This window comes from Reyranella sp. GW821-FHT14A01 (genome assembly GCF_058803965.1).
Genome location: NZ_JBXAPM010000025.1, coordinates 14,694 through 35,853 on the forward strand (window position 1 = coordinate 14,694; position 21,160 = coordinate 35,853).

At 66.6% G+C, this 21,160-nt stretch carries 18 protein-coding genes; 5 read left to right on the forward strand and 13 right to left on the reverse strand.

Features of this window, described 5'->3' with window-relative positions:
- Position 1 precedes the first annotated feature (1 nt).
- Complete coding sequence (locus tag AC1ROX_RS29665) at positions 2–799, forward strand: ABC transporter permease (protein ID WP_493132179.1); 798 nt, start codon at positions 2–4, stop codon at positions 797–799.
- A gap of 4 nt (positions 800–803) precedes the next feature.
- Here AC1ROX_RS29665 and AC1ROX_RS29670 read toward each other — a convergent pair whose 3' ends face one another.
- Positions 804–1,625: an enoyl-CoA hydratase gene (locus AC1ROX_RS29670; protein ID WP_493132181.1), complete on the reverse strand. Its 822-nt coding sequence runs from the start codon at positions 1,623–1,625 to the stop codon at positions 804–806.
- A 148-nt stretch (positions 1,626–1,773) separates the two neighbouring features.
- Here AC1ROX_RS29670 and AC1ROX_RS29675 point away from each other — a divergent pair, with 148 nt between their 5' ends.
- The 3 genes from AC1ROX_RS29675 to AC1ROX_RS29685 all read left to right on the forward strand — a co-directional run bounded on the left by AC1ROX_RS29675 (position 1,774) and on the right by AC1ROX_RS29685 (position 3,955).
- Complete coding sequence (locus AC1ROX_RS29675; RefSeq protein WP_493132183.1) at positions 1,774–2,241, forward strand: MaoC family dehydratase; 468 nt, start codon at positions 1,774–1,776, stop codon at positions 2,239–2,241.
- 11 nt (positions 2,242–2,252) lie between these two features.
- On the forward strand, positions 2,253–2,948 hold the full coding sequence (locus AC1ROX_RS29680; RefSeq protein WP_493132185.1) for a gamma-glutamylcyclotransferase: 696 nt from the start codon (positions 2,253–2,255) through the stop codon (positions 2,946–2,948).
- Between the two features lie 80 nt (positions 2,949–3,028).
- Positions 3,029–3,955: a DMT family transporter gene (locus AC1ROX_RS29685; RefSeq protein ID WP_493132187.1), complete on the forward strand. Its 927-nt coding sequence runs from the start codon at positions 3,029–3,031 to the stop codon at positions 3,953–3,955.
- A gap of 1 nt (position 3,956) precedes the next feature.
- Here AC1ROX_RS29685 and moaA read toward each other — a convergent pair whose 3' ends face one another.
- The 6 genes from moaA to AC1ROX_RS29715 all read right to left on the reverse strand — a co-directional run bounded on the left by moaA (position 3,957) and on the right by AC1ROX_RS29715 (position 11,547).
- Positions 3,957–4,949: a GTP 3',8-cyclase MoaA gene (gene moaA / locus AC1ROX_RS29690; RefSeq protein ID WP_493132189.1), complete on the reverse strand. Its 993-nt coding sequence runs from the start codon at positions 4,947–4,949 to the stop codon at positions 3,957–3,959.
- A gap of 69 nt (positions 4,950–5,018) precedes the next feature.
- Entirely contained in the window at positions 5,019–6,629 is a 1,611-nt protein-coding gene (locus tag AC1ROX_RS29695; protein WP_493132191.1) for a cisplatin damage response ATP-dependent DNA ligase, read from the reverse strand.
- A gap of 3 nt (positions 6,630–6,632) precedes the next feature.
- Positions 6,633–7,652, reverse strand: a complete 1,020-nt coding sequence (locus AC1ROX_RS29700) for a ligase-associated DNA damage response exonuclease (RefSeq protein ID WP_493132193.1) — start codon at positions 7,650–7,652, stop codon at positions 6,633–6,635.
- 96 nt (positions 7,653–7,748) lie between these two features.
- Positions 7,749–10,058: a xanthine dehydrogenase family protein molybdopterin-binding subunit gene (locus AC1ROX_RS29705; protein WP_493132195.1), complete on the reverse strand. Its 2,310-nt coding sequence runs from the start codon at positions 10,056–10,058 to the stop codon at positions 7,749–7,751.
- Positions 10,055–11,041 carry an FAD binding domain-containing protein gene (locus AC1ROX_RS29710; protein ID WP_493132197.1) on the reverse strand — a complete coding sequence of 329 codons (987 nt, stop codon included), beginning with the start codon at positions 11,039–11,041 and terminating at the stop codon, positions 10,055–10,057. Before AC1ROX_RS29710 ends, AC1ROX_RS29705 begins: the two co-directional genes overlap by 4 nt.
- On the reverse strand, positions 11,038–11,547 hold the full coding sequence (locus tag AC1ROX_RS29715) for a 2Fe-2S iron-sulfur cluster-binding protein (protein WP_493132199.1): 510 nt from the start codon (positions 11,545–11,547) through the stop codon (positions 11,038–11,040). Before AC1ROX_RS29715 ends, AC1ROX_RS29710 begins: the two co-directional genes overlap by 4 nt.
- Positions 11,548–11,694: 147 nt before the next feature.
- Between AC1ROX_RS29715 and AC1ROX_RS29720 the strand changes: the two genes are divergently transcribed.
- Positions 11,695–14,160, forward strand: coding sequence for a ligase-associated DNA damage response DEXH box helicase (locus AC1ROX_RS29720; RefSeq protein ID WP_493132201.1), 2,466 nt, complete (start codon positions 11,695–11,697; stop codon positions 14,158–14,160).
- Positions 14,161–14,165: 5 nt separating this feature from the next.
- Here the strand turns inward: AC1ROX_RS29720 and AC1ROX_RS29725 are convergent, their stop codons facing one another.
- The 6 genes from AC1ROX_RS29725 to AC1ROX_RS29750 are packed head-to-tail and all read right to left on the reverse strand — an operon-like array spanning position 14,166 to position 20,928.
- The gene (locus tag AC1ROX_RS29725) at positions 14,166–14,534 is read right to left on the reverse strand and encodes a hypothetical protein (RefSeq protein WP_493132203.1); all 369 of its coding nucleotides are present in this window, start codon (positions 14,532–14,534) and stop codon (positions 14,166–14,168) included.
- Between the two features lie 17 nt (positions 14,535–14,551).
- Positions 14,552–17,872, reverse strand: coding sequence for an error-prone DNA polymerase (locus AC1ROX_RS29730; protein WP_493132205.1), 3,321 nt, complete (start codon positions 17,870–17,872; stop codon positions 14,552–14,554).
- A 4-nt stretch (positions 17,873–17,876) separates the two neighbouring features.
- Positions 17,877–18,317 carry a type II toxin-antitoxin system VapC family toxin gene (locus AC1ROX_RS29735; RefSeq protein WP_493132207.1) on the reverse strand — a complete coding sequence of 147 codons (441 nt, stop codon included), beginning with the start codon at positions 18,315–18,317 and terminating at the stop codon, positions 17,877–17,879.
- Positions 18,314–18,577, reverse strand: coding sequence for a FitA-like ribbon-helix-helix domain-containing protein (locus AC1ROX_RS29740; protein ID WP_493132209.1), 264 nt, complete (start codon positions 18,575–18,577; stop codon positions 18,314–18,316). The genes AC1ROX_RS29735 and AC1ROX_RS29740 overlap by 4 nt, the downstream gene beginning before the upstream one ends.
- 13 nt (positions 18,578–18,590) lie before the next feature.
- Complete coding sequence (locus AC1ROX_RS29745) at positions 18,591–20,240, reverse strand: Y-family DNA polymerase (protein ID WP_493132211.1); 1,650 nt, start codon at positions 20,238–20,240, stop codon at positions 18,591–18,593.
- Positions 20,158–20,928: an ImuA family protein gene (locus AC1ROX_RS29750; protein ID WP_493132213.1), complete on the reverse strand. Its 771-nt coding sequence runs from the start codon at positions 20,926–20,928 to the stop codon at positions 20,158–20,160. The genes AC1ROX_RS29745 and AC1ROX_RS29750 overlap by 83 nt, the downstream gene beginning before the upstream one ends.
- Between the last annotated feature and the right edge of the window lie 232 nt (positions 20,929–21,160).

The window sequence follows — 21,160 nt, forward strand, 5'->3', positions numbered from 1 at the left end:
GATGAAACTCAGGATCGCACAACTGCTCGTCCTCGGCCTGCTCGTGCTGTTCTGGTACGTGATGACCAAGCCGGGCCTGGTGCCGCCTTTCTATTTCGACAAGGACAATCGCGCCGCCTTCTTCTTCGGTGAGCCGCAGAAGGTCTTCTGGGTGGTCGTCGAGTGGTTCTGGAGCGGCGAGATCTTTCCCCATCTCGGCATCACGTTGCTGGAGACGGCCTTGGGCTTCGCGATCGGCGCGGCGTCGGGGCTGGGCATCGGCCTTTGGCTGGCTCTGTCGCCCACCGCCTCGGCGATCATGGATCCCTACATCAAGGGCTTCAATTCGATGCCGCGCGTGGTTTTGGCGCCGATCTTCGCTGTGTGGTTCGGCCTGGGCATCTGGTCGAAGGTGGCGCTGGGCGTCACGCTCGTCTTCTTCGTGGTGTTCTTCAACGTCTACCAGGGCGTGCGTGAGGTCAGCCCCAACCTGATCGCCAACGCCCGCATGTTGGGCGCCTCGCAACGCCAGCTCCTGCGCTCGATCTATCTGCCGAGCGCCATGAGCTGGGTGTTCGCCAGCCTGCACAATGCGGTGGGCCTCGCTTTCGTGGGCGCCGTGGTCGGCGAGTATCTCGGCTCCTCTATGGGCGTCGGCTACCTGATCCTCCAGGCCGAGGGCACCTTCGACATCAACACCGTGTTCGCCGGCATCCTGGTCCTGACCGCCTTCGCCCTCGTGCTCGACGGTCTGGTCGGAACCGTCGAGCGTCGCCTCATGACCTGGCAGCCGAAGGCCGGCCAGACGGAGAAGGTGTAGCGCGCTACTTCCCGGTGAACCGGGCCGCGCGCTTTTCCAGATAGTGGGCGACGCCTTCCTTGAAGTCGGAGGTCTGGAAGGACAGGTCCATCTCGTGATTGGCCTGGGTCGTGGCCTCGGCCAGGGTCTGGAACTCGGCCTCCCAGAGCTGGCGTTTCATCACGGCCACCGAGCGCGGCGAGACCGTGTTGGCGAGCAGGGTGGCGTAGGCCCGCGTCTCGGCCAGCAGCTTGTCGTCGGGGATGACCCGGTTCACCAGCCCCATCGCCAGCGCCTCGGGCGCGCGGAACTTGCGGGCCGTGCAGAGCAGGTCGAGGGCGGTCGGCAACCCGACCAGCCGAGGCAGCAGCCAGCTGATCCCGTGCTCGGCGATCAGGCCGCGCTGGGCGAAGGCGGTGGTGAAGACCGCCGATTCGCCCGCGAAGCGCAGGTCGGCATGGAGCGGGATCACCATGCCGAGCCCCGCTGCCGGGCCGTTGATCGCAGCGATGATGAACTTCGGAATCGACGGGAAATACGAGTAGTTCATCTTGAATTCGGCCAGGGTGCTGCCGCCCGGCAGGCCCTCCTGGGCCTTGGAGGACCGGTCCGTGGAGGCCCCGGCGCCGATCGCCTGCAGGCCTCCCATGTCGGCGCCGGCGCAGAAGCCGCGGCCTGCGCCGGTCAGGATGATCGCCCGCACCTCGGAATCACCGCCCGCTTTGTGCATCGCGTCCTTAAGGTCGAGGTGCATCTGTCGCGTCCAGGCATTGAGTTTCTCGGGACGGTTGAGCGTGATCGTGCAGATCCGGTCGGCGACGTCGTAGAGGACAGTCTCATACGCCATTGGGGGGTCTCCTCCTGTGCATTCTTGTGAGTGGCATGATGGGCAAAACCCCGCGACGATACAAACGCGGGGAGAGGCCGGCGTTTCTGCGCGCGCGTTTCGGGCCTAAATTGCAGTCAATGCGAAATCAATGAACCAGAGGCGGTAGATGGCAAAGCGTGAGTTCGCCCACCCGAACGAGATGCATAAGTACGTGGGCCAGGAAATCGGCGTGAGCGACTGGGTCGAGATCACCCAGGAAAGGATCAACCTGTTCGCCGATGCAACCGGCGATCATCAGTGGATCCATATCGACGTCGAGCGCGCGAAGAAGGACATGCCGGGCGGCAAGACCATCGCCCACGGCTTCCTGACGCTGTCGCTGATCCCGATGCTCAATTCAGAGATCTCGCACATCAACAACGTGCGCAACGGCATCAACTACGGTTGCAACAAGGTGCGCTTCACCAGCCCGGTGCAGGCCGGCTCGAAGGTGCGAGCCCGTGCCAAGCTGATCGCGGCCGATCCGATGGACAAAGGCGGCGTGCGTCTGACCAACCAGATCACCATCGAGATCGAGGGACAGGAGCGCCCGGCCTGCGTGGCCGAGACCATGTCCATCGTCTACGGCACCTGAGGGGCGCGCGCTTGCTGACACGCGAGGACCTCTCGTCGGAGCGGATCGACCAGATCGTGGCCGATGCGCGTGCCGCCGGCTACGACTTCTTCCTGTTTTCGCCGGAGCGCGAGGCCAGCCTGAACGAGGCGCTGCTCGACCATCGTCCGGAAGAGGAGGCGTGGGTGTTCGCCTACGGTTCGCTGATGTGGAACCCGGCGTTCGAACACGCCGAGGTCCAGCAAGGCAGGATCGAGGGCTGGCGCCGGTCCTTCTCCTTCTGGACGCCGATGGGCCGCGGCACGCCGGAGCTGCCGGGCCTGATGCTGGCGCTCGAAGAAGGCGGCGGCGACTGTGAAGGTATGGTCTATCGCCTGTCGCCCGAGCTGGTGCGCAGCGAACTGGGCATCCTGTGGAACCGTGAGATGCTGGCCGGTCTCTACCGGCCGCGCTGGGTGTCGGCGAAGCTGCACGATGGGCGGACCGTCAAGGCCGTCACCTTCGTCGTCGAGCCCGAGCATTGCCAGTATTGCGGCGAACTGCCGATCGAGCGGGCGGCCTTCCATATCGCCTTTGCCGAGGGCCGCCGCGGCAGCTGCCGCGACTACCTGGCCAACACGGTGGAGCATGCCCGGTCCCTGGGCATCCACGATCCCTATCTCGAGGAGATGGTGGTCCGCGTCGCGCAGCTGCGCGAGCAGCAGGTGCCCGCCGCGGCCGTAGCCTGACGCCTCGGCTGGATTCGCCTCTCGGAAACCGCCGCACCGTCAAAGGTGCGGGTCTGCAGCGCCTGTGACATAGTCGCTTCGTGTCCGCCCTCGTTTCCCGCTGGCTCGCGCTGCCGCCGAATTTGCGCGGCATCCTGTGGGTCGCTTTCTCGGGCGTGCTGTTCGCGCTGCTCAACGTCTTCACGCTGATCCCCGCGCAGCATCTCAATCCCTACGTGATGGCGTTCCTGCGCTATTTCTTCGGCGCGCTGTTTCTCGTGCCGATCGTGATGCGCCTCGGCCTCTACCGCTCGCTCCATACGCGGCGGCTGCCGCTGCACGTCTCGCGCGGCGCCATCCATACGATGGGCATGATGCTGTGGTTCGTGGCGCTGCCGCTCACGACCCTGGCCGAGATCACGGCGCTGGGTTTCACGGGGCCGATCTTCGTCACCATCGGCGCCGCGCTGTTCCTCTCCGAGAAGGTGCGGCTGCGGCGCTGGATCGCCGTCATCGTCGGCTTCATCGGCGCCATGATCATCATCCGGCCGGGCTTCGGCGACATCCATCTCGGCGTCATCTGCATCCTGGTCTCGACGCCTATCTTCTCCGCCTCGAACCTGATCTCCAAGGCGCTGGCCCGCACCGATTCGGCGACCACCATCGTGATCTGGCAGAACATCGTGATCGTGGCCTGTGCCCTGCCGGTCGCACTGTGGTTCTGGCAGACGCCCGGCCTGGGCGACATCGTCTGGTTCCTGCTGGCCGGCGCCGCCGGCACCTTGGGCCATATCTGCCAGCAGCGCGGCTACCAGCTCGCCGACATCACGCTGCTGCAGCCGATCGGCTTCCTGTCGCTGATCTGGAACACGATGCTGGGCTACTTCCTGTTCTTCCAGAAGCCCGACATCTGGACCTTCATCGGCGCCGCAGTGATCTTCGCCAGCGCCCTCTACATCTCCCACCGCGAGGCGGTGCGGCGGGCGCAGATCAAGACCGCGACCGCGAAGGCCAATCCCGAGGCGTAGCTCAGCCGCCGGTCACGCTCATGTGGCGGGGAACGGCGGGGCCGCTGTGGCGGCGGTCGATGATGAAGTCGTGGCCCTTGGGCTTGCGCGCGATCGCGTCGGTGATGGCGCGATCCAGCACCTCGTCGCTCTCCGACGCACGCAGCGGTCCGCGCAGGTCGGCCGCATCCTCCTGGCCCAGGCACATATAGAGCGTGCCGGTGCAGGTGAGGCGCACGCGATTGCAGCTTTCGCAGAAATTGTGGGTGAGCGGCGTGATGAAGCCCAGCCGGCCGCCGGTCTCCTCGACCTTGAAATAGCGGGCCGGGCCGCCGGTCCGGTAGTCGGTCTCGGTCAAGGTGAAATGGCGCGCAATGTTGGTGCGCGCCAGTGACAGCGGCAGGTACTGGTCGAGCCGCGCCGCGTCGCCGATCTCGCCCATCGGCATGACCTCGATCAGGACCAGGTCCATGCCGCGGCCGTGGCTCCAGCGGATCAGCTCCTCGAACTCGCCGTCGTTGACGCCGCGCAGCGCCACCGCGTTGATCTTGATGGCGAGCCCGGCACGCTGGGCGGCGTCGAGGCCGCGCATCACCTGGTCGAGATCGCCCCAGCGGGTGAGCTGGCGGAACTTGTCGGGATCGAGCGTGTCCATCGACACGTTCACGCGGCGCACGCCGATATCGGCCAGCTCCTGGGCGTACTTGGCGAGCTGGCTGCCGTTGGTGGTGAGGGTGAGCTCCTCCAGGGCGCCGCTGTCGAGGTGCCGGCCGAGGCCGCGGAACAGCGACATCACATTCTTGCGCACCAGCGGCTCGCCGCCGGTCATACGCAGCTTCTTGACGCCGCGGCGCACGAAGGCGGTGCACAGCCGCTCGAGCTCCTCCAGCGACAGCACCTCCGCCTTGGGCAGGAAGGTCATGTCCTCGGCCATGCAATAGACGCAGCGGAAATCGCAGCGATCCGTTACCGAGACGCGCAAATAGGAGATGTGACGGCCGAACGGGTCGATCATGGCTCTACGATTACAACAACGCCCGGATAATGGGCATGGGACATACCCCCTGCAAGGGGCGATCTAGCCTTAGGAATCGCTCGCAACAACCGGCAAAACCGGCATTTCCAGCAACCGCAGGAGATTGTCCACGGTATCGGCCTCGGCGGCCGGCTTGTCGGTCCGGATGCGGTTGATGCGCGGGAAGCGCATCGCAACGCCCGATTTGTGCCGGGTCGAGCGGGCGATGCCGTCGAAGGCGATCTCCAGCACCAACTTCTGCTCGACCTCGCGGACCGGGCCGAAGCGGTTGGTCGTATGGTCGCGCACCCATTTGTCGAGCCAGCGCAGCTCCTCGTCGGTGAAGCCAAAATAGGCCTTGCCCACCGGCGCCAGCTCGCGGCCCTCCGCACCGTCGCGCCAGCAGCCGAAGGTGAAGTCGGAGTAGAACGAGCTGCGCTTGCCGTGGCCGCGCTGGGCATACATCAGCACGCAGTCGGCCAGCATGGGATCGCGCTTCCACTTGAACCATGGTCCCTTGGGGCGGCCGGCGAGATAGGCGCTGTCGCCGCGCTTCAGCATCAGCCCCTCGATTCCGTCGGCGCGCATCTCCTCGCGCTTGGCGGCAAGCTCGGCCCAGTCGCCGAAGGTCACGAGCGGCGAGAGGTCGAAGCGCGGGCGCTCCTTCAGGGCGATCCAGGCTTCGAGCCGGGCGCGGCGCTCGTCGAAGGAGAGGCCGCGCAGATCCTCGCCCTCCAGCCACAGCACGTCGTAGAGCCGGACATGGGCGGGATGCTCCTTCAGCATCTTCGGCGTCACCGTCTTGCGGTTCAGCCGCTGCTGCAGGTCGTTGAACGGCGCCACCGCCGTCTCGCGCCGGACCAGCAGTTCGCCGTCGAACACGCCCTCGAAGTCGATCGCCTCGATGATGTCGGGGAAAGCGCCGGACACGTCCTCGCCGGCGCGGCTGTAGAGCCGCTTCAGTCCGCCCGAGGCCGCGACCTGCACGCGGATCCCGTCCCATTTCCATTCGGCGCGGAAATGCGCGGGATCGAGCGCGTCGAGTTCGGTGCGGTCGATCGGATTGGCCAGCATGGCCGGCAGGAAGGCGGCGCCGGCATTGCTGCTTGGCCGCGGCGCGCCCTGCAGCAGCCAGTCGAACAGCGGCCGGTAGGGCGCCTCCAGCCCGTGCCAGACTTCCTCGACGGCATCGACCGGCTGCTCGCCGATGTTGGCAACGGCCTGCTTGGCCAAGCGCGCGGAGACGCCGACGCGAAGCGCGCCGGTCAGGAGCTTCAGGAGCGCCCAGCGGCCGGTCGAATCGAGCGCGTCGAGCCAGTGCTTCAGGATCGCCGGCGTCTGCGTGCGCGTCGCGCGCTGCAAGGTCTCGACGACCTCGCCGAGCGTCGGCGGCGGCCCGGCGGCGGGATCGGTCTCCCAGATCAGCGCCAGCGTTTCGGCCAGGTCGCCGACATAGTCGTAGGAGAGGGCGAACAGCTCCTCGCCGATCTTCTCTTGGCCGAAGCCGCGCAGCAGCGCGGGCTTGGCCGACGGAAAGTCGAGGCCGCCGGTCAACGCCGCCAGCGCCCAGCCGCGATCGGGGTCGGGCGTGTCGCGCAGATAGGTCTCGATCAGCCGCAGCTTGGCATTGCGCGCCGGCTGGAAGGAGAGGGCATCTAGGAGGCGGGCGAAGGCCTGCACGGATCAGGAATCCTCATCCTCGCGGCCGGCGAGGTGCAGCGCCTCGGCGTCGATGCCGATCCCGCGCGCATAGTGGACGAGCGCTTCCTCGCGGCCGTGCGTCACCCAGACCTTGGGCGCGCCGACATCCTTCAGGGTCTGCGTGAGTTCGGGCCAGTCGGCATGGTCGGAGATGACCAGCGGCAACTCGGCGCCGCGCTGCCGCGCGCGGGCGCGCACGTTCATCCAGCCCGAGCACACGGCAGCGATCGGATCGGCGAAGCGCCGCGACCAGCGGTCGGCAATGGCCGAAGGGGGGCAGAGCACGATGGCGCCCTTGAAGGTCTCGAGGATCGCCTCCGAGACCGGCGCCACGTCGCCGAGATCGACGCCATGCTCCTGGTAGAGCTTGCACAGGGACATCAGCGCGCCGTGCAGCCAGATGCGCTTGTCGTAGCCGGCTTCGCGCAGCAGGCGGATGACCCTCTGGCACTTGCCGAGCGCATAGACGCCCACCAGATGAGTGCGCTCGGGAAAGGTCGCGACGGAGCGCAGCAGCTTGCCGATCTCGCCGGCATCGGAGGGATGATGGAAGACCGGCAGCGCGAAGGTCGCTTCGGTGATGAACACGTCGCACGGTACGGGCTCGAACGGCGGACAGGTCGGATCCGGCCGGCGCTTGTAGTCGCCCGACACGACGATGCGCTGGCCCTTGTATGCCAGCACTGCCTGCGCCGAGCCGAGGATGTGGCCGGCCGGCGCGAAGCCCACCTCGACCTCGCCGATCCGCACGCTTTGGCCGTATTTCAGCGCCTGCTGCTCGGTGTCGGGCATGTCCTGGAAACGCGTGCGCATGATCGCCAGCGTCTCGGGGGTCGCCAGCGCCTTGCGATGGCCCGGCCGCGCATGATCGCCATGCCCATGCGTGATCACCGCGCGCGGCACGGCGAAGGCCGGATCGATGTAGAAATCACCGGGCTCGCAATAGAGGCCGCGCGGCGTCGGATAGAGCCACGTCCGGGGATTTAGGGTCGCGGTTGCCATGAGCCTTGCTGCATCCTACCCCATGGATATGGGGTTTCTTCGGCCGTATGCGAGATCGTCCCCCAACGGGGCGCAGCCAGCGGGCAGCGCGGCCAATTAGGAAAGCTTATCGAGCGTGATTGGCAGGTCTCGCACGCGCACGCCCGTGGCATTGAATACCGCATTGGCCACTGCGGCTGCCACGCCGGTGGCACCGATCTCGCCAATCCCGCGTGCGCCCATCGGTGCTCGCGGATCGGGTATGTCCGTCCACATCACCTCGATCTCGGGAATGTCGAGATGCACCGGGACGTGATAGTCAGCGAGCGAAGCGCTCATGATGCGGCCATTGCGCTCGTCGAAGAGTGTCTCCTCCGTCAGTGCCATGCCTAGTCCCATGATCATACCGCCGCGAAACTGACTGGCGGCAGTCCTTGCATTGAGGATCCGACCGCAGTCGAACACGCCCAGCAGCCGATCCACCCGCACCTCGCCCGTCACATCGCTCACCCGGACTTCGCAGAAGTTCGCCGACGTGCTGTGCATGGAAAATTTGAGCATCTCGAGCGGCGGGCCGCTTTGCCCGATGACGCTGATCTCCGAGCGCCCAGCACGTCGCAGGATCGACTCGAAGGTCTCATGGCGCCTGGGGGTGGCAATGCTGCGGAGGCCGCCATCGGCGAATTCGATCTCGCTGGCCTTCAAGCCGGCGAGGGGCGTGTCGTTTCCTGCCAGCCGAACCAGTTCCGCTGCCAGTTTACCGCTTGCCGCGATGATCGCCGCACCCAGCGAGGCCGTCTGGGACGATCCGCCGGCATAAGTGGCGGTCGGCAGGCTGGTATCACCGATCCTAACAATGACCTTGTCCAACGGCAGCCCGAGACGGTCGGCTGCGTGCTGGCGCTGTACGGTGGCGGTTCCCATTCCCATCTCATGCGCCGCGCTTGCCACGGTCGCGTGACCGGCGGCGGTCAGCGTGATGCGCGCCGACATGCCGGGTAGGCGTACATAGGGGAAGGTGCCGGTGGCGCAGCCCATGCCGATTCGCCATTCACCCTCACGGCGCGGCGCATCGGTGGTCCGGCGGTCCCAGCCGAAGCGTTCTACGCCCAATCGCCAGGCGCGTGCGGCATCGTGCTGCGAATGCGGCGCGCCGCTCACCGGGTCCGTTTCGGGCATATTGCGTATTCTCAGTTCGACGGGATCGATGCCGAGCGCATGGGCAAGCTCGTCCATCGCGCTTTCGATGGCGAAGGTACCGACGGCCTCGCCCGGGCCGCGCAGGAACGTATTGGCCAGTACGTCGAGATCGACATGATGCTGCACGACGTCAAAGCTGTCGCAGGCATAGAGCGAGCGGCCGGTCAGCCCATATTGTTCGTCGCAAACGCTGTGTGGCGGCTTCACCGAATAGCCGTGATGCAGCAGTGCCTTCAGCTTGCCGTCGGCGCTGGCGGCCAAAGCGACGCGCTGCTCCGTTTGCGTGCGTCCGCCGATCAACCGGTACATGCCCGCGCGCGGCAAAGTGAGTCGCACCGGACGGCCCGCCAATTTCGCGGCGGCCACGGCCAGGATCTGATGATCCCAAAGCGCCTTGCTGCCGAACCCGCCGCCAACGAAGGGCGAGCTGACATGGACCTTGTTTTCCTTGATGCCGAACACCTTGGCCAGCGATGCCGCCGTCGCGTTCAACATCTGGGTGGCGTCGTGCACGACCAGCCGATCGCCCTCCCAGACGACGGTCACGGCATGAGGCTCGATCGGATTGTGGTTCATCCACGGTGTGCGATAGACAGCGTCGACGCGGTACGCAGCCGCTGCCAGCGCGCTCTTCGCATCGCCTTTGAGGAGACGATTCTTCTCGATGAGAATCGACGCCGGCGTTTGCGCATCGGCCTTGGCGTCCTCGAACCTCGTGCGTGCCGGCGCCGCCTCGTAGCGGGCCCGGACCAAGGACGCCGCATGATTGGCCTGTTCCTGCGTCTCGGCAAGCACGAGTGCCACTGCCTGGCCATTCCAGCGGATATCCGTGCCTTGCATGACCGGCAGTATGTTGTTGCCAGCCGCCTTGGGGTTGGTGATTCCCATGGACGGCGGCGCTGTCATCCGCGACGCATTGCGATGAGTCATCACCAAGGCCACGCCGGGCGAGGCTTCCGCGGCGGCGGTGTCGAGATCGGCGATGCGCCCGCGTGCGATCGTCGAATGGACCAGCGCGGCGTAGAGCAGCCCGTCCATCGGCACTTCGGCCGCGAAGCGCGCAGCGCCGCGCACCTTGTCAGGGCCGTCGACGCGGGGCTGCTGCGTGCCGAGCGTGACGCGCTTGTCGATCATCGGATCGGGGCTGCCGCCGGGTAGCCACTCGGCGGGAACGTGGCTGAGGATCCCTCGCACACCGCTCACGATGACGTTCTGCAGCTTGCTCATGCCGCCACTCCGCCCAGAGCGCCGAGCACGGCGGCGATGGTGTTGCGGGCAAGCGCTATCTTGAAGGCGTTGCCGTTCAATGGCGTCGCGTCGGCGAGTTCGGCGTCTGCGGCTTCCAGAAAGCCTGCGTGGCTCGGCGCCCGCCCGCGTAGCGAGGCTTCGACGCGTGCGGCTCGCCATGGTTTGGGCGCCACGCCGCCGAGCGCCAGCCTGACGTCGGCGATAGCCCCGCCCTCGATGTGCAAAGCGGCTGCCACGGAGATCAGGGCGAAGGCATAGCTCGACCGGTCGCGGACCTTTCGGTAGCCAGAGTTGGCGGCGGCAGGGCAGGGCGGGATCTCGACGGCGGTGATTAGTTCGCCCGGCAGTAGCGCAGTTTCCAGGTGGGGCGTGTCGCCTGGCAGCAGATGCAGGTCGGCGAGCAGGAGGCTCCGCTTGCCCGCAGTGCCGTCGAGATGAACGACGGCGTCCAGCGCGACCAGCGCCACGCACATGTCCGACGGATGAGTGGCAGCGCAACTTCCCGAAGCACCGAGAATGGCGTGGTAACGGGTGAAGCCGCCGATCGCGTCGCACCCGGCGCCAGGATCGCGCTTGTTACAGCGTGCGCCTGGCACGTCATAGAAATAGGCGCAGCGCGTGCGCTGGAGGATATTGCCGCCGACCGTTGCCATGTTCCGAATCTGCGCCGAAGCGCCGGAGAGCAGGGCACGCGACAGCACAGGATAACGTGTCCTGACGCGCAGATCGGCGGCCAAGACCGAGTTTCGAACCGCCGCACCGATCACCAATCCGCCGGCCGGAGTCTCTTCAATGCTGCCCGACAGCCGCGAGACATCGATCAGACGTTCCGCCTGCTCGACATCCTGCCGCAGCAGATCGACGAGGTTGGTCCCGCCGCCCAGAAACCGGGTGGCACTGGTGCTCGCCTGCGCGATAGCGTCCTGAGCACTGCCGGCCACGCTGTAGGTGAACGGCGTCACGTCGCTTCTCCGGCATCGGCAAATTCCAGGATCGCGTCGACGATCCCGTTATGGGCTCCGCAGCGGCACAGATTACCACTCATGCGCTCGCGGATCTCTTCGCGCGTCAGTGTTTCGTGACCGGCCGCGAGATCGACCGTGACGTGGCTCGGATCGCCGCGGCGCGCTTCCTCCAGCATGCCCAGCGCCGAACAGATTTGGCCGGGTGTGCAATAGCCGCATTGGAAGCCGTCATGCTCAATGAACGCCTGCTGGAGTGCGTGGAGCTCGCCGCGGTCCTCGACGCCTTCAATGGTCGTGAGGTTCTGTCCGTCGCATTGCACGGCAAGTGTCAGACACGACAGGACCCGGCGTCCGTCCAGCAGCACGGTGCAAGCACCGCAAGCGCCCTGGTCGCATCCTTTCTTGGTGCCGGCCAGCTCGAAAGATTCACGCAGCAGGTCCAGAAGCGAGTGGCGCGGATCCGTGTCCAAAGTGCGAAGCACGCCGTTTACGATGACCTGCATTGTTCCCTCGCACTTGGCCGCGTGACCTATACGCCGCCGGTTAGGTAAGGTTCCCTACGGTGACTTGCCGGTTGCTTGTTGATCGTTCGACTTCCCACGCGATCAATGTGGCGCTCGGGACCCCCTCGATGCCAAACACAAGCTGAGATGCCCGAAAACATCGGCCTGAACATCGAGCTTCCCGACCTGTTTGCCCGCTGGTTCGAGAGTCGCGGCTGGGCGCCGCGGCCGCACCAGCTCGCGCTGGTCGACCTGGCGCGGCGGGGCCGGAGCGCGCTGCTGATCGCGCCGACCGGCGGCGGCAAGACGCTGGCCGGCTTCCTTCCGTCACTGATCGAACTCACGGAGCGGCGGCAGGCCGGGCAGGACCTCGCCTACAAGAAGGGGCAGGGAGAGCTGCACACGCTCTACATTTCGCCGCTGAAGGCGTTGGCGACCGACATCCGCCGCAACCTCGAACAGCCGATGGCGGAGATGCAGCTGCCGGTGCGCGCGGAGAGCCGGACCGGCGACACGCCGCAGAGCCGCCGGCTGCGCCAGCGCGAGCGGCCGCCCGATCTGCTGATGACGACGCCCGAGTCACTGGCGTTGCTGCTCTCCTATCTCGACGCGGCGAAGTTCTTTGCGAGCCTGAAGTGCGTGATCATCGACGAGCTGCACGCTTTCGCCACCAGCAAGCGCGGTCATCACCTGGCACTTTGCCTGTCGCGGCTGGCGACGCTTGCACCGCAGGCGCGCTTCGTCGGTCTGTCCGCCACCGTCGCCGATCCGCCGGCGCTGGCCGAGTTCCTGAACCTGCGCGACGAGCCGGTCGAGATCGTGATGGGCGAGCCCGGGGCGCCGCCGGTCGTGTCGATCATCGATGCGCACGAGCGCCTACCGTGGGGCGGCCATATGGGGCGCCATGCGGTGCCGGAGATCTACAACATCATCCGCCAGCACAAGACCTCGATCATCTTCGTGAACACGCGCGCCCAGGCCGAGCTGGCTTTCGATGCACTCTGGCGCATCAACGACGACAACCTGTCGATCGGGCTGCATCACGGCTCGCTGGCTGTCGAGCAGCGCCGCAAGGTCGAGGCGGCGATGGCGGCGGGCAAGCTGCGCGCCGTGGTCGCGACCTCCTCGCTCGATCTCGGCATCGACTGGGGCGATGTCGACCTGGTGATCCAGATGGGGGCGCCCAAGGGCGTCAGCCGCCTGATGCAGCGCATCGGCCGTGCCAATCATCGGCTCGACGAACCCAGCCGCGCCATGATTGCGCCGGCCAACCGCTTCGAAGTGCTGGAATCGCTGGCCGCGCTCGAGGCCGTCGAAGCGCGCGAGCTCGACGGCGATCCGCCACGGCCGCCCTGCCTCGACGTGCTGGCCCAGCACATCGTGGGCTCCGCCTGTGCCCAGCCGATCGACCGGGAGGCCTTCTTCGCCGAGGTGCGGCGCGCGCAGCCCTATCGCGGCCTGCCGCGCCAGGATTTCGACGACACGTTCGACTTCGTGGCGACCGGCGGCTATGCGCTGGCAGCCTACGATCGCTGGCACCGGCTGAAGCAACTGCCCGACGGGCGCTGGATGCTGGCCTCGCTTCTGGTGGCGCGGCAGTTCCGCATGAATGTCGGCACCATCGTCGAGCTGCCGCTGATGAAGGTGCGGCTGCGGCGCGGCCCGGTGCTGGGCGAGGTCGAGGAGGGCTTCGTGCAGGGGCTGGTGCCGGGCGACACGTTCGTGTTCGCCGGGCGCCTGCTGCGCTTCGAGGGCGTGAAGGAGCTGGCGGCGATCTGCTCGCCGGCCACCGGCGGCGATCCCAAGGTGCCGGCCTATGGCGGCGGCCGGCTGCCGCTCTCGACCTTCCTCGCCGCGAGGGTGCGCGGCATCCTGCAGGATCCGCTGAAGCATCCGAAGCTGCCGGCCGAGGTGCAGGAGTGGCTGCGCATCCAGGTCTTCCGCTCGATGCTGCCGCCGGCCGACAAGTTGCTGGTCGAGGGGTTCCCGCGCGGCGGCAAGCAGTTCCTGGTCGCCTATTGCTTCGAGGGCCGCAATGCGCACCAGACCCTGGGCATGCTGCTGACGCGGCGCATGGAGCGCATGGGGCTGCGGCCGCTGGGCTTCGTCGCCACCGACTATGTGCTGGGAATCTGGGGCTTGCGGCCGGCCTCGCCAAAGCAGCTCGATGAGCTGTTCGACGAGGACATGCTGGGCGACGATCTCGAAGCCTGGATGGACGAATCGAGCATGCTGCGGCGCTCGTTCCGCAACGTCGCGGTGATCGCCGGCCTGATCGAGCGGCGCTTTCCCGGCGAGGAGAAGTCGCGCCGCCAGGTCACGTTCAGTTCCGACCTGATCTACGACACGCTGCGCCAGCACGAGCCCAACCACATCCTGCTGCGCGCCACGCGCCAGGACGCCGCCTGGCAGCTTGCGGACCTGAAGAGGCTGGGCGACCTTCTGAAGCGCGCCAAGGGCCGCATCGTCTATCGTCGCCTCGACCGCATCTCGCCGCTCGCCGTGCCGGTACTGCTCGAAATCGGCAAGGAACGCGTGCTCGACGGCACCGCCGAGGACGAGCTTCTGGACATCGCCGCCCAGGAACTGATCGACGAGGCGACGCGGCTCTGAGCGGGTCAGGGCTCGGCCAGACGACGATACTTCACTTCGAGGCGCGTGAGGACGGCGAGGTTGCGGGTGGCCTCGGCACCAGCCCAGCGGCGGTTGATGGCGCTGGCCTCGCGCACCCGTTCGAGCGTCCGCCGATAGGTCTCGATCCAGGTCGTGCTGTCGTTGGCCTGGACGCCCTCGCGCATCGCCTGGCTCAGCGTCTTGTCGATGTTGATCATGCGGCAGGTGTAGCCGTAGGCCGCGAGCTTGAGGTCGGAGGAGGCGATCCAGGCTTCGAGCGTGCTCGGAACGTAGTGCGGACAATCTTCCAATGCCTGGGCGGCGGCAGGCACCGTGAAGGCCAAGGCGACGAAGAAGATCGAAAGCGCGCGCAAGAATCCGGCAGTCCGACTCAGTGGAAGTCCCGACTATGGATGCGAATCTTGGGGCGGTCGAGGACGATGCGGTTGCGGTCGTAATCGGGTTTGACGGTTGGCTTGGCGGGCACGCCCCGGCTCGACCGATGGCGGGTGGCATTGGCCTCGGCGACCTTCATCCGGCGGTCGCCCGGATCGGTGCGCACTTCGTCGCCACGACCGTTGGTCAGGTGGAACAGGTCGAGCTCGGAGATCGCGTCGAGTTCGGCCGACAGGTCCCACACTTCGTCGGCGACGAGATGGATCACCTTGTAGTTCTTTTCACCTTCGCATTGGATTTTCCCTCGCACACCCATCAGGCGCGCGCCCATCACGATGCGGCGATGCGCTTCGAACACCTTGGGCCAGACCACGAGATTGGCGATGCCGAATTCGTCTTCCAAAGTAACGAACACCACGCCCGAGGCCGTGCCCGGCCGCTGGCGTACCAGCACGAGGCCTGCCAGGGTGAGGAAATCGCCGTTTTGAGAGGCTTTCAGCACCTCGGTGCTGGAAAATCCCCGCTTCGCGAAGGTCGCTCTCAATAGCTCCAGCGGATGCGACCGCAACGACATCGAAAAGCTGCTGTAATCATCCACCACCTGTTCGCCGAGCGTCAAAGCCGGCAAGGTGACAGGAGGCTCGAGGTCGCGCACCTGCGGCTGCGCATCGAGCAGCGGCAACTGCCCCTCGGCAAAACCACGCGCGGCCCATAGCACGTCACGGCGCGTGAGGCCCAGGGACGCGAAGGCGTCGGCGCGGGCCAGGGCGATGATCTGCCGCTTGGTGAGGCCACTGCGCTGCCACAGATCTGCAGGATCCTGATAGGGCTTGGTCCCACGGCGTTCGACCATCCTGTTGGCGGCGTCTTCGGAGAGCCCCGTTACCTGGCGCAGGCCAAGGCGGAGCGCACACCGATTGTTCTGTCCCGGCTCGAGTGTGCAGTCGCGCTCGCTGGCGTTGATATCGGGCGGTCGCACTTCGACGCCGTGCTCTTTTGCATCGCGCACGAGCTGGGCAGGCGCATAGAAACCCATCGGCTGGGAGTTGAGCAGGGCCGCGGCGAAGACCTCGGGATAGTAGTGCTTCACGTAAGACGAGGCGTAGACCAGGATCGCGAAGCTCGCGGCATGGCTTTCGGGAAAGCCGTACTCGCCGAATCCTTCGATCTGCTTGAAGCAGCGTTCGGCGAAGTCTTCTTCGTAGCCGTTCTTCTTCATGCCGTCGATGAATGGCGTCTTGAACTTGTAGATCGTGCCGTTGTGTCGGAATGTCGCCATGGCACGGCGTAATCCATCGGCCTCCTCTGCGGAAAAACCCGCACCGACCATGGCAATCTGCATCGCCTGCTCCTGGAACAGCGGAACACCCAGCGTTCTTTTCAAAACCTCCTTGAGTTCCGGCTTGGGATAGACGACGCCGCCAGGATTGGCGCGGTTCTTCAGGTAAGGATGCACCATGCCGCCCTGGATGGGACCCGGACGCACAATCGCTACCTCGACAACGAGATCGTAATACTCCTTGGGTTTGAGCCGTGGCAGCATCGACATCTGCGCCCGGCTTTCGACCTGGAAGACGCCGATTGAATCGGCACGGCACAGCATCTCGTAGACCTCTGGATCGTCCGGCCGCATGTCGAGTGACAGCTTTTCTCCGAAATGCTTCTCGATGAGGGCGAAACCTTTGCGCAACGCCGTCAGCATGCCGAGTGCCAGCACATCGACCTTGTAGATGTTCAAGACATCGAGATCGTCCTTGTCCCACTCGACGACAGTGCGATCTTCCATCGCCGCTTTCTGGATCGGCACCAATTCATCGAGTCGGTCTTGGGTGAGAACGAATCCCCCGACATGTTGCGAGAGATGACGGGGGAAACCGCACAACGCCGAAGACAGTTCGAGCGCCAGCATGATGCGAGGATCCATCGGATCGAGGCCGGCCTCCCTCACGTGATCGACTTTCACGCCGCTCGATCCCATGCCCCACACCGTGTCGGCCATTACGCCCACTGTGTCGGGTGAAAGGCCCAGCACCTTGCCGACCTCGCGGATCGCGCTGCGGCTCCTGAAGGAGATCACCGTAGCCGCCAGGGCGGCGCGATTACGGCTCTTCGTCTTGTAGATCCACTGAATGATCTCTTCGCGGCGCTCGTGTTCAAAATCGACGTCGATGTCGGGCGGCTCGTCGCGGGTATTGGATAGAAAGCGCTCGAATAAGACGTCGATCTCGGCGGGGTTTACCGAGGTGATGCCGAGACAGTAGCAGACGGCGGAATTGGCGGCCGAACCGCGGCCTTGGCAAAGAATTTCACGCCTGCGGGCCTCCATCACGATCTCATGCACCGTCAAGAAGTAGGGTGCGATCTTCTTGAAATCGATGAGCGCGAATTCCTTCCGAATCGTGCTGGCCACTTCCTCGGGAACGCCGCCCGGATAACGCCAGTTCGCGCCTTCCCAAGTGAGGCGCATGAGCTTGTCCATCGGCGTCTCGCCGCCCTCGTAGAGGATCGGGTACTGGTAGGTGAGCTGCCGCAGCGAGAAGCTGCAGCGGTTCACGATCTCCTGCGTATGCGTGATCGCATGCGGATAACGTCGGAACAGGCGCGCCATCTCGGCCGGTTCCTTGAGATGGCGCTCGGCGCTGGCGAAGCCGCGGAAGCCCAGCTCCTCGACGGTGCAGCCGAGGCGGATCGCCGTCACCACATCCTGCAGCGCCCGCCGTTCGGGCACGTGATAGTGCACGTCGTTGGTGGCGACGAGCTTCACGCCGTGCCGGTCGGCGAGATCGTCGAGCAAGGCAAGGCGGCGGGCGTCATCACCGCGATAGAGCATGGAGGCCGCGAGGTAGCAGCGCCCCTCGAACAGGTTTGCGAGCTTCTGGAGCCGGTCTTGGAAGACCGTCTCTTCTGGTTTGCGTGGCGGCAGCGCGATCGCCAGCAGGCCTTCGGCATGCTCGGCGAGATCTTCGAAGCCGATGTCACACTTTCCCTTCTCGGTGCGTCGATTGCCCAGGGTCAGCAGGCGGGACAGGCGCTTGTAGGCGTCGAGATCCGTCGGATAGACGAGCAGCGAATAGCCGTCGCGCGTTTCGAGGCGACTGCCGACCAACAGCTTGATCCTGTCTTTTTCGGGATCTTTCGGTTTCTCTTTGTCGCGTGAGGCCGCGAAGGCGCGAACGACGCCGGCCAGGGTGTTGCGATCGGTGATGCCGATGGCGGTATGGCCGAGCTCGATCGCCCGTTCGACCAGCTCCTGCGGGTGCGAGCCGCCGCGCAGGAAGCTGTAGTTGGTCGTGACCTGGAGCTCGGCATAGTCCATGGCGTCAGGGATCGACGAGTTCGTCCGCCTGGGCGAGCGGCACGCCGCGCACCGGGATGCCTTCGCTCTTCAGCGCCTGCAGGAATTCCTCGTCGGCGCTGACCAGCGGTGCCTGGGCGGACTCGGCGCAGGCGGCATAGAAGCATTCGTGCACCGGCCGGCCGCACTGCAGCGCGATGGCCAGCGCGCGATTGCGCAGTTGCGGCGATTCGACGAAAGCCGAGACGAACGACGGCAGCGCGATGTTGCGCACGATCGGCTCGGCCTGCTCGACCGTGATCTCGCCGCGCGTCGCCTTCTGCCGGGCCAACTCGGCGACGCCCGCGATCAGGATGTCGGGCGCGATCACCTCGTGCCGGTTGGCCAGCAGCGAGCGCGCCTGCGGCCGCAATGGCTCCTCGACGAACCATTTGATGGCGACGCCGGGATCGACGACGACGATCACTTGCCGCCTCCCATCTGCGCGACGACTGCCCGCGGTGTCATGGCGGCAATGCGGTCGGCCTCTTCCAGCGGATCGAGCACCAGCGGCTGGCCCGACGCGTAGGTCAGCAGGTCGCGCAGGTCGGCTTCGAGCGAGCGGCCCTTGGCGCGCGCATGGACCTTCAGGCGCTCGATGATCGCGACATCGAGACCGCGGATGGTGAGCGTGGTGCCACGCTTGTTCGTTGCTGTTGCTATTGCTGTTTCTGTCGCTGCTTCCATTTCCCTCTCCCCTTCAGGCGCAGAATCCGTGGAGGAACCAGCGGGCCGTCGGCTGACCGTTGGCGGCGAGCTGGTAGGGCCCGTCGCGGAACAGCCAGAAGCGTCCGCCGTCATCGTCCTCGACGCGGTAATAGTCGCGCACCGGCGGCAGGGTGCCGGCCGCTGGATGGCTGCCGTCGGACCGGGGCCGCCACCATTCATTGGCGATCCGTTCCGGCCCGTCGGCACGCACGATGCGATGGGCATGCCGCCGCCAGCGGAAAACCGAGGGCGGATCGTCGGGCACGAAGGCGGTGACTTCGACCAGTTCGGGCTGCTGCAGCAGGCGCGTCGGCCGGGCGCCCTTGAGATCGCCGATACGACGCCAGGCGCCCGCCGCGGCGGGCTTCGACGAAACCGGCGCGGCGACCTGTACGCGCTCGGGCAGATGGCTGTCGCGCGACAGCAGCCGCACGACGTTTTCGGCGCCGAGCCGCAACGCCAGCCGGTCGGCGAGATCGATCGTGCCGTCCACGCCCGAGGCGATGCCGGGCGAATCCTGGTCGGGCAGCGCATCCTGCGTGCCGCTCCACGCCTCGACCTCCGGCGCCGACAGGATCATCAACTCGACGCCGAAACCGGGATCGAGTTGGCCGAGCCTCTCCTCGAACAGCTTCATCAGCTTCGGATTGTCGCGGTTGGGCCGGCTGGTGCCGATCGAGGTGCGGTCGACCGAACCGTCGACGCGATAGAGCGCGATCTCGAGCTGGCGTGCGCCGACGCCGGCTTGCTCGAACTGGCGGCAGAGGGCGGCCAGCAGGCGGCTGGTCGCGGCGGCGATATCCTCGGCCCGGCCGATCGGTTCGGCAAAGGCGAGACGCGTGCGGAAGGCCGGCGGGATACGGCGCGGCTCGATCGGCTCGGCGAGCGTGCCCAGCATCTGGTCGATGCGATTGAGCGGCTGGTCGCCGAAGCGGCGGACGAGCGGCGCGCGCGGCAGGGGATAGAGATCGCCGATGCGGCGCAGCCCCAGCTTCAGGAAGGTCTCGAGGATCGGCGCGTCAAGACGCAGCCCTTCGACCGGCAGCGACGCGAGCGCATCGCGTTGCCCCCGTGATGGGCAGAAGAGATCGGCCTGGCGCTCGGCGAAGCGCGCCAGTGCCCAGGCCGCGCCTGCCGTGTCGGCCATCGCGGCACGACAGGAAAGGTCGCGGCGGGCCAGGCGCGTGACGAGATCGGCCAGCAAGGCCCGCTCGCCGCTCTCGCCGTCACCGAAGAGATGCGTGCAGCCCGTCACGTCCAGCAGCAGGCCGGCATCGCCGCCGAAGCCGCCGGCGCTGCAGGCCGTTTCGATGTCCTCGGCCAGGGCGCCGCCCAGCGGATCGATCGCAACCCAGGGCGTGTAGCGATCGCACCAGCCCGCGATCGCCTCGAGGAGACGGCAGTCGGCCTGCGGTTCCCCTGCCTCGGTGACGAGATCGGGCAGCAGGGCCCGCGCATCGGCCAGCCGCATGCGCGGACGCAGGCCGGCGGCGCGGGCATGCGGATTGAGGGCCGCGAGACGCGGGCAGCCGTCGTCCCAGACGACGGTGGCGGCCGCCCTATCCGACCAGTCTTTCTTCGAAGCGCGCGCCAGCCGGTCCGTGGAGAGCTTGGGGAACCACAGCGAGACAATGCGTTTCATCGTTCCACTCCAGGAGCCAGGACGGTGTTTCGGCGGCGGACGGCGTGCCGAAGCGGTTGCGCCGCAGTTCGAGGCGCCAGCGCGCGGCACCGACATCGGTGAGGCCCGGCGTCGAGGCCGAGGCAGCAGAGGCGACCCGCCAGCGCGTCGCGCACACGCTTTGCGGCGGTGCCGGCTGGGCGCGCAGCAGCAGGGCGGGCACGCCGTTCTTTTCGGCAGCAAGCGACAGGCGGCGGCCGGCCGTGGGATCGGCGGCCCGCGTCTCGCCCAGCACGGCCGCGATGCCGGGGCAACGCAGCCCTTCCTCCATGGCCCAGAAGAGATCCTCGTCGCGCTGCGCCGTGACCATCAGCAGGCGCGCCGGATCGAACCAGGCGGAGAGGGCGGGCGCATAGGGGGCGGCATCGAAGCGGCCGGTGGGGCGGCGACACCACAGGATCGTGCCGGGACCGAAGCGCCCGAGCAGATGGGCGGCGAAGCCGAGGGCGGCGCCATCGTGCGGCGCCACACGGCCGGAGGGGCCGGGACCGGCCTCGATTTCGTGCAGGGCGCCGGTCAGCAGGCCGCCGTCGGGCAGCAGCGCGTCGATGGCCGGGATCCCGAGCGGAACCGCGGCTGCTTTGCCGCTGCGCTGGACACTGTTCGCTCGCTCCAGCCGGCGCACTTTTTCCCGCAAGGCAGGGGACACCGAGGCAGCCGGGTCGTTGGCGGCCTTGGAAGCAGGGCCAGAAACTGGGGAGGCAAAGGCACTCGGGGAAATGACCGGCATCGCCCCCTCGCAGGTTGATGGAATGGGCTGGGATTAAATGTTCCTATTTTGTTCTAGTTCCCTCCAAGTCAGGAGTCAACGGGAGTCAGGGCTGGCATATCGCCTGCATATGGGGAGATGCTGTCGTCCTGCGCAGAGGCTTGCTGCCGCG

What these genes read in the sequence shown, in the direction of transcription:
- AC1ROX_RS29700 (WP_493132193.1), bottom strand. Translation starts at nt 7,652, where the DNA reads ATGGCAACCGCGACCCTAAATCCCCGGACGTGGCTCTATCCGACGCCG.
- AC1ROX_RS29745 (WP_493132211.1), bottom strand. Translation starts at nt 20,240, where the DNA reads ATGAAACGCATTGTCTCGCTGTGGTTCCCCAAGCTCTCCACGGACCGG.
- AC1ROX_RS29670 (WP_493132181.1), bottom strand. Translation starts at nt 1,625, where the DNA reads ATGGCGTATGAGACTGTCCTCTACGACGTCGCCGACCGGATCTGCACG.
- AC1ROX_RS29715 (WP_493132199.1), bottom strand. Translation starts at nt 11,547, where the DNA reads ATGCAGGTCATCGTAAACGGCGTGCTTCGCACTTTGGACACGGATCCG.
- AC1ROX_RS29720 (WP_493132201.1), top strand. Translation starts at nt 11,695, where the DNA reads ATGCCCGAAAACATCGGCCTGAACATCGAGCTTCCCGACCTGTTTGCC.
- AC1ROX_RS29730 (WP_493132205.1), bottom strand. Translation starts at nt 17,872, where the DNA reads ATGGACTATGCCGAGCTCCAGGTCACGACCAACTACAGCTTCCTGCGC.
- AC1ROX_RS29740 (WP_493132209.1), bottom strand. Translation starts at nt 18,577, where the DNA reads ATGGAAGCAGCGACAGAAACAGCAATAGCAACAGCAACGAACAAGCGT.
- AC1ROX_RS29675 (WP_493132183.1), top strand. Translation starts at nt 1,774, where the DNA reads ATGGCAAAGCGTGAGTTCGCCCACCCGAACGAGATGCATAAGTACGTG.
- AC1ROX_RS29665 (WP_493132179.1), top strand. Translation starts at nt 2, where the DNA reads ATGAAACTCAGGATCGCACAACTGCTCGTCCTCGGCCTGCTCGTGCTG.
- moaA (WP_493132189.1), bottom strand. Translation starts at nt 4,949, where the DNA reads ATGATCGACCCGTTCGGCCGTCACATCTCCTATTTGCGCGTCTCGGTA.
- AC1ROX_RS29705 (WP_493132195.1), bottom strand. Translation starts at nt 10,058, where the DNA reads ATGAGCAAGCTGCAGAACGTCATCGTGAGCGGTGTGCGAGGGATCCTC.